This is a genomic window from Mesorhizobium sp. LMG17149 (assembly GCF_024518695.1).
Classification (GTDB): Bacteria; Pseudomonadota; Alphaproteobacteria; order Rhizobiales; family Rhizobiaceae; genus Mesorhizobium.
In genome coordinates this window covers 1-13,224 of record NZ_JANIFL010000024.1, presented here as the reverse complement: position 1 = coordinate 13,224, position 13,224 = coordinate 1, and the positions used below count along the sequence as shown (strand labels likewise).

Sequence of the window (13,224 nt, the reverse complement as noted above, 5' to 3'; positions counted from 1 at the left end):
ACACGGCCGAGCCACGGATGTTTAACGCGGGATGCCGGTCATTCCGCTGCAGGATGACGCGATGATGGACACTGATATTCCCGCAATCCGGCGCCGCACAGGCCGGTCTTCGGTGGTTGCGGCACGGGAGGCTGAAAGAAGGCCGCGTGTCTCGACTATCAAGTACGGAATCCGACCTGTGGAGGCCGTCAACGCCGAACAGCTTGAGCGCATTCATCAGGCTTCGCTGGCGATCCTACGCGAGATCGGGATCGAATTCAGAGATGAGACAGCGATCAGGCAGTGGAAAGAGGCGGGGGCGGATGTCCGTGAACACCGCGTTCGCCTCGAGGGCGACATGGTCATGGATCTCATCTCCAAGGCCCCTTCCCGTTTTGAAATGACGTCTCGCGATCCGTCACAGCGTTTCGAGATCGCGCCAGATACAATGACTTTCGGCGTCATGCAGGGTGCGCCAAACATCCGCGATCTTCAGGGCGTGCGGCGCGCATCCACGATCGAGGATCTCCGGAACATGAACCGGCTGACCCAGATGCTGCCCGGTTTCCATATCGCGGGCGGGTTCACCTGCGAGCCGACCGACATCGCCGTGCCATGGCGCCATCTGCACATCAATCATTCGAGCCTGGTGGAAACCAACATGCCTTTCTTCGGTCTGACGACCGGAAAGCAGCGTGCCGACGACTCGATCGCAATGGGCCAGATCGTGCACGGCAAGGCATTTATGGATCAGAACGCGGTGATGATAGGTCACGTGTCGGGCAACTCGCCGCTTGTCTGGGATTCGACCATGCTGGAAGGGCTTCGCGCCTTCGTCGACGCGAACCAGGTCGTGCTGCTGTCTCCATTCGTGCTCGGCGCCGCCAACACTCCCGCCGACATCCCCGCCACGATCGCCCAGTTGAATGCGGAGGCGCTCGCCGCGCTGGCCTATACTCAGCTTGCCGCGCCAGGCGCCAAGATGATCTACGGTCAATATTCCGTCTCGGTGTCGATGCGCAGCGGCGCCCCCATGTCCGGCATGCCGGAAGTTACTCTGATCAACGCCGTCATCGGACAACTGGCAAGGCGCTACAACGTGCCGTGGCGAACCACTGCGTCTCAATCCTCCGCCAAAACCTTCGATGCCCAGTCCGGTTATGAATCAGCCATCGCCTACATGTCCGGCGCCAGCGCCTGCTCCAACCTTATGATGCATGCCGGCGGCTGGGATGAAGCCGGTCTGGTGTGCTGCATGGCGAAGTTCATCGCCGATGCTGAACAGAACCTGCTTATCGAGAAATACGCGCGGGGCATATCATTCGAATATTTCGAGGATGCGCTCGAAGCCGTCCGCCGCATCGGCCCCGGCGGCCACTATCTCGGAGATTCCTTCACGCTCAAGCGCTTCAAGGACGCGTTCATCGCGCCGGAGATCCTCGACTACCTAAGCTACGAGCAGTGGAAGGTCAAAGGTTCCAAGGACATGGCACAGCGCTGCAGGGAGAAGGCGACAGCAATCATCGCGAGCTACGAGCAGCCGCCGATGGACCCTGCCGTCCGCGAGGAACTCGATGCGTTTGTGGCGAAACGCCAGGAGGATATTTCCCCAAGCCTCGCCTAAGCCCCCAGCCATGAGCCCATGAAACCGATGAACCGGAACACTAACAATGGTGAGGAAAATGGGATTTTTCAAAAGCAATAGGGATCGCGTTCCGGCTTTCATCGAAAACATGGCGAGCGACGTCAAAGCGGGACAAATGGATAGGCGCGAATTCCTCGCATTCGCAAGCACCTTTGGAGCTTCTGCCGCAATGGCCTATGCTCTGATCGGTGCAGCACTGCCTGAGCCTGCACGCGCCGCTGAACCGAAGAAAGGCGGGATCTTGCGCGTGGCGATGGCTGTGCAGGCGCAGAAGGATCCCCGTACCGGTGATTGGGTTCAAGCTGCCAACATCGCTCGTTGCTGGCTGGAGCCGCTCATTCGTTACACTCACGAGTTTACCTTCGAACCTGTCCTGCTTGAAAGCTGGGAGGTCAGTGATGACGCCACCGAATACGTCTTGCATATTAGGAAAGACGTTATCTGGAACAACGGCGATGAATTTAACGCCGTTGATGTGGTGTTCAACATCAACCGCTGGTGCGAGAAGAGTGTCCCGGGCAATTCGATGGCCACGCGCGTTGGCGGGCTGACTGACGCCAAAACCGGAAAGGCCAGAGACGGAGCGATACTGAAAGTCGATGACCACACCGTGAAGCTAACGCTCAGCGACCCTGACATCGCCATCATCGCCAATTTCACGGACTACCCAGGGCTAATCGTGCATCACAGCTTCGACAGTACGGGCGCCGACCCGGTCGCATCGCCGATCGGAACAGGAGCGTTCGAATTGGTGTCTTATGTGGTAGGCAGCAAGGCCGAGGTCAAGCGTCGGGAGAATGGCAAGTGGTGGGGTGGCGAGGCGCTGCTCGATGGGGTGCAGTTCATCGACTATGGCACCGAATTCCTGGCAACTGTGTCGGCATTCGATTCTGGCGAAGTCGATCTCAACCTAGAGACGCCGGGCGATTTCATCGACATTCTGAACAAAATGGATCTCATCAAGACGGAGGTGGCCACCGCGACGACGGCGGTCATCCGCACGAACGTCGCGAACAAACCATATGACGATAAGCGGGTTCGAAACGCCCTGCAGATGGCGGTCGACAACAATGTCGTGCTCCAGCTCGGATTCAACGGCCGTGGCACGGTCGCCGAAAATCATCACGTTAGCCCGATCCACCCAGAATATTACCCGTTACCTAAGAAGACGCGCGATCTTGCGGGTGCAAAGAAGCTCATATCGGCGTCGGGGCATGCCGACTTCGAACACGAGCTGATTTCGATTGACGCCGATTGGCAGAAAAACACCGGAGATGCGATTGCAGCACAGTTGCGTGAGGCTGGCTTTAAGGTCAAGCGCACGGTGCTACCGGGCTCGACTTACTGGAACGACTGGTCCAAGTACCCCTATTCGCTGACGCTATGGTACATGCGGCCGCTCGGCATTCAGGTCCTTGCGCTGGCTTATCGGACTGGTGAGGCTTGGAATGAGACCGCCTACTCCAATCCCGACTTCGACGCAAAGGTCAAAGAGGCGTTCTCGGTCAGCGATGCCAACAAACGCCGCGAGTTGATGAAAGACCTTGAAGAAATCATGCAAGACTCCGGGATTCTTATCCAGCCATTCTGGCAAAGCTTGATTGGCCACATGAACCCAAAGGTGCAGAACTACGCAATTCACCCGACGTTCCAAATGGATCTGCAAAAAGTCTGGCTCGCCGCGTGAAGCGTGTGCACGCTGACTACAGGGTCTGACCTCGCTGGACGTAGCGAAAAGGTCGGAGCAGACTGGCAATATAAGACCAAGTGAATCGTAGGACAATGGCAACATAAAGCGGGCATAAGTGCACACATGCTGCTTAGGAGTAGAGGCGTGGCTTTATTCCCTAAAGGTTTCGGTATTAACTCTAGTGCTTATCCTGTCTACCACTACCTTTTAGTGCGAGCCTATCGACCAAGCACTCTGCCGGCGTATCGCAGCATAGCCTGCTCAAAGTTCGATCACGAAAGCTTCCGGAGAACAGCAACATGGGTAAGTGCGGGCTATTAGATCCTTTTGAATGCGGGGCGATCCCTGTTGCTGATTGGATGACTATCGGGCTGCGTTGGATCGTTGATCACTACAGGCCCTTGTTCCAATCGATCAAGGTGCCCTTCGACCTGCTGCTGCAGTGGTTCGGCTTGGCGCTCCATTCGGTCCCACCGGTGGTGATGATCATCGTCGCGGGTCTGGCGGCTTGGCAGTTCGGCGGGCGGAACGTCGCCGGGGTTATCGTCGGCGCTCTCATCTTTATGGGTCTCATCGGCGTCTGGCAGGACGCCATGACGACGCTTTCAATTGTGCTGACTTCGCTCGTCGTCGCAGTGATGCTTGGTATTCCGCTCGGGATCTGGGCGGCGCGAAGCGAGCGGATGTTTGTGGTCATGCGCCCGATCCTAGATGGAATGCAGACTATTCCGGCATTCGTCTATCTGGTTCCCATCGTGATGCTCTTCGGCATCGGTAACGTTCCGGGCGTGATCGTTACGGTAATTTTTGCGGTCGCCCCGCTGATCCGCCTCACGAACCTCGGCATACGGCAGGTACCGGAAGAGGTGATCGAAGCCATGCGCGCGTTCGGCGCTACCGAGCGTCAGCTGCTTTGGAAGGCCCAGTTGCCGCTTGCGCTACCCACCATCATGGCCGGCATCAACCAGACGCTGATGATGTCGCTATCGATGGTGGTTATCGGCTCGATGATCGCTGTTGGGGGACTGGGCCAGACGGTGCTGCGCGGCATCGGCCGCCTTGATGTAGGCTTAGCGACGGTCGGAGGCCTCGGCATCGTCGCGCTCGCCATCGTGCTCGATCGCTTGACGCACGCGCTGGCGACACAGAAGCGGAGGCCAGGCGAACTCTGGCATCAGGGTCCGGTGGGACTCGTCAGAGCTCTCACCGGCAATAAGCAAAGATAAAAGCTGCGCAATTTGCTCACACAGAAAGGGAGGAACCGATGACGATCAAATTTATGATGCTGGCCATAGCCGTGATGGCTGGCTATTCCTTGCCTGCAATGGCAGATCAGGTCAAGCCGGCCTGGGGTGGAGAAACAGAAGAGCTGTTTCAGACCTTCATCGTGGATGAGGGCCTTAGGGAACTCGGCTATGAAGTTGCCGAACTCTCACAGGTTGGTGTGCAACTGGCGCACACCGCTGTGGCCAACGGCGATCTCACCTTCTACGCTGCGCACTGGGTTCCGCTTCACGATGCGTACTGGAAGGAGTCTGGCGGAGACGAGAAGCTGGTCCGCTTAGGAACGCTTATCAAGAACTGTCTGCAGGGCTATCTGATCGACAAAAAAACGGCCGACGCCACTGGCGTCAAGTATCTCGAGGATCTTAGGGACCCTGAGAAAGCCAAGCTCTTCGACATCGACGGGAATGGAAAGGCAGACCTCTACGGTTGCGACCCAGGTTGGGGCTGCGAACGCGTGATCGAGCATCAGCTCGACGCCTATGGCCTGCGTGGCACGGTGGAACACAGGCAGGGCGGCTATTTTGCTATCATTCCTGACGCGATCGAACGCATCAAGGCTGGCAAGCCGACACTGTACTACACTTATACACCGCTATGGGTCTCGAGGATTCTCCGTCCCGGCAAGGAAGTTGTCTGGCTCAACGTCAAGAACACCTCTCTTCCCGATGGGCAGACGGGCAATACAGATGTCCAGGGCCTCGGGAATCTCGGCTTCCCGGTCAACGATCAGAAGATTATCGCCAACACCACTTGGCTGAACGCCAACCCAAAGGCCAAGAAGTTCTTTGAACTCGTGCAGATTCCGGTCGAAGACGTCAACGCGGAAAACACGCAGGTTGCCAATGGTGAAAAGAGCAACGAGCAGATCATGAAACACGCAACCGACTGGATCGCCGCTCACCACGCTGATTGGGAAAAGTGGATCGCTGAAGCCAAGGCCGCCAAGTGAGGCTCTGAGGTTTAAATCGGCCGGCGGCATCCGCCGGCCGATTACGGTCTGAAGATAGGCACAACATACTATCGAGAGTTCCGCACATGACTGTACCCGCCATCGTCTGTTCCGGCTTGTGGAAAATTTTCGGGACGCGCAAAGGGGAAGCCCTCGCGGCGGCCCGCGATCGCGGGTTCAGCAAGAGGCAAGTCCTTGAAGAATTCGATTGCGTTCTGGGTGTGGCCGATGTGTCCTTCTCGGTTGAGCCCGGCGAGATCTTTTGCATCATGGGGCTGTCCGGCTCAGGGAAATCGACGCTTGTCCGCCATCTCAATCGGCTGATCGAACCAACCGCAGGCGAGGTTCGGATCGGCGGAAATGCCATCAACAAACTTTCGCCGTCTGAACTCCGGACCCTTCGGTCAGAGACGGTCGGCATGGTCTTCCAGCACATGGCGCTGCTGCCGCACCGCAACGTCTACGACAATGTTTCCCTCAGTCTCGAACTCCGAGGCAAATCACGCAAGGAGTGCCGCCGCGTGGCGGAAGAAAACCTCAAGCTCGTTGAGTTGAGTGGTTGGGGCGAGCGTTACCCGGACGAGCTCTCGGGCGGGATGAAGCAGCGGGTGGGGCTTGCCCGTGCCATGGCGGCAGACCCGCAGATCCTGTTACTGGACGAGCCGTTCTCAGCGCTCGACCCGTTGATCCGCCGCCAACTCCAACAGCAGTTCCTAGACCTCGCGGAGGTCGTCCAGAAAACAACGGTGTTTATCACACACGACCTCGACGAAGCCATTTGCCTGGGCGATCGTATTGCGATCATGAAGGATGGTAAGTTCGTTCAAGTGGGAACGCCGGAAGACATCGTAACCGCGCCCAAGGACCGCTATGTCGCTGATTTCGTCTCAGGCATTTCGCTGCTCAATCTTGTCACTGCCAGGAAGATCATGCAGCCGCGGGACAGCATAGCGACGCTTTCTGAAAAGAAATTCCAGGCGCTCCCCCGCGTGCAAACCACTGACAAGCTCTCCGCTGTGATCAGCACCGCTGCGGATGGCGGCGATCTGATCGCAGTCTACGACGGCGGCGAGCCGGCGGGCATCGTCACCCGGCGCGCCCTGTTTTCAGGAATTCAAGGCGTGATATCGAGCCCCGATGCCGTGAGTGGTTTGAAATCGGGAAAAGTTTGCCAGTACGGGCGCAGCTCTGCCCCCTCAATCCGCCCAACAAGGCCTGGAAGATCAATCGATATGGACACAGCTGCGCTCTCTGCTCACAGCGACGAAGGCAAGAAATGAGCGAACCGACCTTTGTCCCGTGCTTAGTAGAAGTGCTCGCGCAGTGCCCCGGCGCCCTGCATGCTGAACAGTCTGAAACTACTTTCGTGAAGGACCCCGCCGTCGCCCTTTCGCGGCGATGACTTACGTTCCGCCCGGGCGATCCACGCGCGGTGGACGCAACGGGCTTTAAATCCGCACGCCCATTTTACCACCGCCGATCTGACACATTTAAATTGGTCCTATTGAAGACTTGCCACCCACCCACGGCTGTGGTCGATCGTAGGGACCCGTACTGAGGACGTCTGCCTACAAGGCCTTGAGCCGCTCCACCGCGGTTAGGGCTGATATCTCTCGGGCCTTGGCCAGCATCACTACTTTCAAGGTCTCCCAACAAGAGACGACATTGGGGATACGGACACCTAGACGCTTGACGTATAATTGCTCGCGTTACGTATCGAAGCTGCATCCCTTGCGAAGACGCGTTGCGCAGCTATCCACTCATTCCTATAGGTGTTTGTAGCTCAGGCCCGCACCTTTTCAGCCTTCGGATCATACATCGGCTTCAACGATGCTTCCGCAGCAAAGCGCTCGCCGGCGATCTCGATTTCGTAGGACGAGGCCAGCACATCCGCTTCGCTCTCGCCCTGGCAAGGCACATAGCCCAGCCCGATCGCGCCGCCGAGATGATGGCCGTAATTGCCTGACGTGATCGGACCGACGATCTTGCCGTCGCGCAGGATAGCCTCGTTGTGGAAGAGCAGGGGCTCTGGATCCTTCAGCCGGAACTGAACGAGTCGGCGGTTCAACCCGGTCTCCTTCTTGCGCAGCACCGCATCGCGGCCGATGAAGTCGCCCTTGGCGGTCTTCACCGCGAAGCCAAGGCCGGCTTCCAGCACATTGTCTTCATCGGTGATGTCGTGGCCGAAATGCCTGAAGGCCTTTTCGATGCGGCAGGAATCCAGCGTGTGCAGGCCGCAGAGCTTCAGGCCGCCTTCGGCCCCGGCCTCATCGATCGCCTCGAAGACATGAGCCGCCTGGTCGGTCGAGACATAGAGTTCCCAGCCGAGTTCGCCGACATAGGTGACCCGGTGCGCGCGGGCCAGGCCCATGCCGATTTCGATTTCCTGGAACGTGCCGAACGGGTTGGTCTCGTTGGAAAAATCGTTGGGGCTGACCTTCTGGATCAGCTTTCTCGCGTCCGGGCCCATCAGGCAGAGCACGCTTTCGGCCGCCGTCACGTCGGTGATGACGACGAACTCGTCGGCGACGTGCTTGCGCAACCAAGCCAGGTCGCGCTGCAGCGTCGCGCCGGGGACGACGAGGAAGAAAGCCGTATCCGACAGCCGCGAGACCGTCAGGTCGCTCTCGATGCCGCCGCGCTGGTTGAGCATCTGGGTGTAGACGATCTTGCCCGGCGCGACGTCCATGTCGTTGGCGCACAATCTTTGCAGGAAAGCGCAGGCGTCGCGGCCCTCGACACGGATCTTCCCGAACGAGGTCATGTCGAACAGGCCGACACCATTCCTGACCGCGAGGTGTTCTTCGCGCTGGTTGTCGAACCAGTTCTGGCGCTTCCAGGAATAGCGGTATTCGCGCTCCTGGCCCTCGCGGGCGAACCAGTTGGCGCGCTCCCAGCCGGCGACTTCGCCGAAAACGGCGCCGCGCGCCTTCAGATGCTCGTGCAGCGGCGAACGCCTGACATTCCTCGAGGTCGCCATCTGGCGATAGGGGAAATGGTCGGCATAGAGCAGGCCGAGCGTTTCGGAGACGCGCTCCTTGAGGTAGCGGCGGTTCTTCTGGAACGGCTGTGCGCGGCGGATGTCAACTTCCCACAGGTCGAAGGGGGCTTCGCCGTCATTGATCCACTGCGCCAGCGCCATGCCGGCGCCGCCGGAGGAGACGATGCCGATCGAATTGTAGCCGGTCGCCATCCAGTAGCCGGACAGCTCCGGCGCCTCGCCGAGATAGTAGCGGTCATCGGGCGTAAAACTCTCCGGACCGTTGAAGAAGGTGTGGATGCCCGCGGTCGCCAGCATCGGCATGCGGTTGACGCCCATTTCGAGGATCGGCTCGAAATGCTCCATGTCCTCCGGCAGTTGGTCGAAGCAGAAATCCTCGCTTATGCCGTCCATGCCCCACGGCTTGGCCACCGGCTCGAAGGCGCCCAGCATCATCTTGCCGGCATCCTCCTTGTAGTAGGCGCACTCGTCGGGCACGCGCAGCACCGGCAGACGGGTGAGGCCGGGGATAGGTTCGGTGACGAGGTAAAAATGCTCGCAGGCATGCAGCGGGATGGTGACGCCGTTCTGCGCTCCCAGTTCGCGTGCCCACATGCCGGCGCAGTTGACGACGATGTCGGCTTCGATCGTGCCTTGCTCTTCGCCTTGTGCCCAGGAAACGCCGGCGACGCGGCCGGCCTTGCTGTGGACCTTGATGACCTTGACATTCTCGACGATGGTGGCGCCGCGCTGGCGCGCGCCCTTGGCCAGGGCCATGGCGATGTTGGCGGGGTCGCATTGGCCGTCGAGCGGCAGATGCACGGCGCCGACGACATCGGAAACATTGAGATGCGGGTACATCTCGCTGACTTCCCTGGGCGAAATCTCGCGCACATCGACATCGAGAGCACGCGCCAGCGATGCTTGCCTGTAGATCTCGTGCTTGCGCTCCTCGGTCAGCGCCACGGTGATCGAACCGACCTGGCGCATGCCGGTGCCGACCTCGGTCTCGGCTTCCAGCTTGACGTAGAGGTCGGCGGAATATTTCGCCAGCCGCGTCATGTTCTGCGAGCCGCGCAGCTGGCCGATCAGGCCGGCGGCGTGCCATGTCGTGCCCGACGTCAGCTGTTTGCGTTCGAGAAGCACGATATCTGTCCAGCCAAGCTTGGCCAGGTGATAGGCGACTGAACAGCCGGAAACGCCGCCGCCGATGATGACCGCTCTTGCTTTGGCGGGAACTGCCTTGGCGGTCATGCTGCCTCGCGACGGTAGCTGGAAGCAAAGCGGCGCAGACGAAGTGCAGCTTCCTGCAGCACGGGTTCGGGCTGGCAGAGACTGATGCGAATGTGGCCTTCTGGCACGGGGGTGAAGTGGCGCCCTGCGTCACATTCACTTGTCGCCTGCAACGACGCTAGTGCGACTTGATGGGCATTTTCTAAGCCGACCACCCGCTGCCTATTCATGGAGCGACATCCACAAGTTGATGCCCCCCTCCGCAGAACGATGCGCAGGGTTTGTCACATCGAAATTGGGCCGCTCTACCACCGAGTTCCCACCTACCTCCGATGCAGAGTTGCCTGGGCATGCTTGTCCTCCGTTAGCGCGACGTCATTGTTGGTCAGATTAGGCGTCTCTGACCCAACCCATGCGATAAACTCGACCCGTTTGACTGCCCTCTGCGCTCTTGACGTAGCCGAGCGCCACCTCGCTCGCCGGCACCGCCGCGGTGCCAGGAAAGAAGTCGCCGTAGAGCTGAACCGACTCCTGTACGAGAGTCGGACTGACCAGATTGATCCGCAGCCCCCGCCCAAGCTCGATTGCCGCGCTGCGTACAAAACCGTCTAGCGCGCCATTGACCAGGGCGGACGAGCTTCCCTGCCGGATGGGATCTTCGTTGGTTAGACCGGACGTCAAGGTAAATGATCCGTGATCGCGGATACGCTTGAGACCCCTCGCTACGAGATTGACCTGCCCCATCAACTTACTGCGCAGCCCGATTTCGAACTGTTCATTCGTGAATTGGTTCAGCGGGGCGTAGTGCACGGCCCCTGCCGTGCAGATCAACGCGTCAAATGCACCGATCTTGTCGAATAATTGGTCGATAGAGTTCGGCTCGGCGATGTCGACGTTGAATAAGCCGCTAGTTCGCCCGACTCCTATAATGTTGTGCCGCTTGCCAAGTTCGGCCGCTACGGCCGACCCGACAATCCCAGTCGAACCAACCAGGACAATTCGCATAGAGACTCCCCTGGATAACCTGACGGCTAGGAGGCGACCTCAAACAGCGGGGCAAGTGCGGTGCGAAGCGCCATGTCCTGGTCCGCCGAGAGTTTTGCCAGTGGCTTGCGGACATTCCCGGTTCCGAGGCCGCGCAGTTGCGCGGCTCTCAGGACAGAAGGCGTATAGGGTGCCCGCCAGATAAAAAGCAACGAGGGCAGCATCCGCTGCCAAAGTGCCAGAGCCCTCTCCAAATCCTTCGCTGCCACAAGGTTGTACAATTCGACAGCCTCAAGAGGCATGTAGTTTGCTGCGCCCCAGATAACACCGCGCGCGCCTGCCATCAGCGCATAGAGGGTTGTTGTATCGCAACCATTTAGCACCTTGCCTCCCGTCTGCAGATACTCCTGATGCACGGTGAAGTCGCCGGCACTATCTTTGATGTAATTGAAATGCTTGAGACCGCTCAGTCGATCAAAAAGGCGTGGCGAAACCGCGATCCCGGTAGCCTGCGGGATGTTGTAGCCCACAATATCCACGCCAACCGCCCCGTCGATTTCCCTGTAGAAATTGAAAATTCCATCCTCTTCTGACGGACCTTCGAGATACGGCGGCAAAATCATCAGCGCGTCCGCGCCGACCGATTCAGCTTGCTGTGACCGCCGTATGACTTCGTCCATATTCAGGGCCGAGGTCTGGCAGACAACATTGCAGCGTCCTGCGATGCGCTTCGCCCCGAGCTCGTAGAGCCGATTGCATTCGGACTCGGTCAGGTAAGGGTGCTGGCCTGTACCTGCCCCAAGAACCAAGCCGTGAACTCCCGCCGATACGTATTTTTCGATCAACTCTTCGAAGAGGCCGTAATCGATCGCACCGTTAGGTTCGAACGGTGTCTGCATTGCAAGATTGATGCCCTTCAGGTCCGCCATTGCCGTTCCTCTTATTGCTAGACTTCCGCGCCTGCCTGCCTGAAACGAAGAGCCGTGACGAACCGGACGCCCATTGATGTGACAAGTCTCGGATAAGTCCTGCTCGGAGCGGCCCGCGTCTTCAGGATATCGATCACAGCCGAAGATTGCCCCGTGGCCAGTTCGGCGACAGCCTTGCCAAAGGCAGCCCCTCTAGCGACGCCGGTTCCATTACAGAAGGCGGCACCATAGACGTCGTGCGCCAACTCGCCGAAGACCATGCCGCCATTTTGCGCGAGCGTAAGCAGACCACCCCAGCTGGCCTCAAAGCCGATTGACGAAAGCCCGGGCCATCGGCGGTCAAATGCTACCTGCTGCTGGGTCCGCGCCCTAAGGACATCTTGTTTGGTTGTTTTGAAATTAGTCGCATACGAGTAAACGTTTCTAAGGAAAAGACGGTTGTCGATAGTACGTCGCACCGTCGTCCCAAAGCTATCGGCCGGAATAAGCCCATAGGTTCGCTTGTTGCCCACGTTGGAAAGCTCGCTCTCAGTGAGCTGTCTGGTCATGCTCGCGAACGTGTAGAGCGGTATGGCTCGGTTTTCAAAGAAGCCAAATCTCGTCAGATAACCCGATGCGCAGATGATGACCTTCGAAGCCCTGATTGTTCCAGCAGGCGTCTCGCAGATGTGCTTCGGCGCACCGAACTGGACCGCCACAATGGCGGTGTTTTCATGGATGGTAACGTTCTCGGGGAGGCTGTTTACGGCGTTCTTGAGATACTTCGCAGGCTGGACCAGAATCGTGCCAGGGTGATGCAAAGCTTTGACGTAGTGCTTACTGCCGGTGATCGACTGAATTTCAGGGGCTTCAACCCAGCTGTACTTTTGTCCGAGCTTATCGAGCGCCTCCGAAAAGCGGTGTAGATCGGCAACGCCGTGAGACGTGGCCGCGCTGTGGTATTTCCCCTGCGGGTCCCAATCACAGTCTACCCCATGCTCCTCGACGGCGGTTCGAATGTAGGCGATGCCCTCAAGGTTGACGTACAGCTCTTCCTTGTTTCCCCTAATGTCTTCAACGAAGTCGCGTTTTCGGGGATTGTGCGCGAGATCGATGACGAAGCCCATGCACCGCCCCGATGCATTGTCCCCAATACGTCCGGCGTCGACGAGGATTACCGAAGACTGGGGGTTGAGTTCAGCAAATCGGCGGGCCGCGTGAAGCCCCATCCAGCCGCCGCCAATGACCAGGCAATCGCATGTGACATCGCCTTGCTGCGGCACCAAGGGTAGCTCCGGTCCCGACGTGCGGTACCACCCTGAGACTGTTGGCTCCGGATGCGGTGCTTGGACGACAATACGCTCTCTTGTCTTTGTTTGATTCAAAGAGTTCACTGCCAACTCGCTCGGTGAAGGCGGCCGGTGGGTAGTGCACCGCTCGCTCTGCCTTGTTCCAGCTTCGAATAGACCATGTGTTGTTGGTCTCGTAGACGGAAAATATAGCATCTGATATAGACCTGCTTCATGTCCAAGCTTCGCAATCTTGTCCCCTCGACGCATTCGCTTTTCG

General features: G+C 58.7%; 9 protein-coding genes. 5 read left to right on the top strand and 4 right to left on the bottom strand.

What is annotated here, in order from left to right; translation table 11 throughout:
* Positions 1–31 precede the first annotated feature (31 nt).
* From NP945_RS31740 to NP945_RS31720, 5 genes are all read left to right on the top strand, one after another.
* On the top strand, positions 32–1,603 hold the full coding sequence (locus tag NP945_RS31740; protein ID WP_129554576.1) for a trimethylamine methyltransferase family protein: 1,572 nt from the start codon (positions 32–34) through the stop codon (positions 1,601–1,603).
* A gap of 58 nt (positions 1,604–1,661) precedes the next feature.
* Positions 1,662–3,311 (top strand): ABC transporter substrate-binding protein, encoded by a 1,650-nt coding sequence (locus NP945_RS31735; RefSeq protein WP_127403241.1) that lies wholly within the window; start codon positions 1,662–1,664, stop codon positions 3,309–3,311.
* Positions 3,312–3,613: 302 nt separating this feature from the next.
* Positions 3,614–4,540, top strand: coding sequence for a proline/glycine betaine ABC transporter permease (locus NP945_RS31730; RefSeq protein WP_127403240.1), 927 nt, complete (start codon positions 3,614–3,616; stop codon positions 4,538–4,540).
* Positions 4,541–4,578: 38 nt separating this feature from the next.
* Positions 4,579–5,550, top strand: a complete 972-nt coding sequence (proX, locus tag NP945_RS31725) for a glycine betaine/L-proline ABC transporter substrate-binding protein ProX (protein WP_127403239.1) — start codon at positions 4,579–4,581, stop codon at positions 5,548–5,550.
* Between the two features lie 86 nt (positions 5,551–5,636).
* Positions 5,637–6,830: a glycine betaine/L-proline ABC transporter ATP-binding protein gene (locus NP945_RS31720; RefSeq protein WP_127403238.1), complete on the top strand. Its 1,194-nt coding sequence runs from the start codon at positions 5,637–5,639 to the stop codon at positions 6,828–6,830.
* 503 nt (positions 6,831–7,333) lie between these two features.
* Here NP945_RS31720 and NP945_RS31715 read toward each other — a convergent pair.
* From NP945_RS31715 to NP945_RS31700, 4 genes are all read right to left on the bottom strand, one after another.
* Positions 7,334–9,784 carry an FAD-dependent oxidoreductase gene (locus NP945_RS31715; protein ID WP_256748505.1) on the bottom strand — a complete coding sequence of 817 codons (2,451 nt, stop codon included), beginning with the start codon at positions 9,782–9,784 and terminating at the stop codon, positions 7,334–7,336.
* A gap of 369 nt (positions 9,785–10,153) precedes the next feature.
* A complete protein-coding gene (locus NP945_RS31710) occupies positions 10,154–10,768 on the bottom strand; it encodes a short chain dehydrogenase (RefSeq protein ID WP_127403235.1) in 615 nt (204 codons plus the stop codon).
* Between the two features lie 26 nt (positions 10,769–10,794).
* Entirely contained in the window at positions 10,795–11,676 is an 882-nt protein-coding gene (locus NP945_RS31705; RefSeq protein ID WP_127403234.1) for a dihydrodipicolinate synthase family protein, read from the bottom strand.
* Between the two features lie 17 nt (positions 11,677–11,693).
* On the bottom strand, positions 11,694–12,938 hold the full coding sequence (locus tag NP945_RS31700; RefSeq protein WP_245459658.1) for an FAD-binding oxidoreductase: 1,245 nt from the start codon (positions 12,936–12,938) through the stop codon (positions 11,694–11,696).
* Between the last annotated feature and the right edge of the window lie 286 nt (positions 12,939–13,224).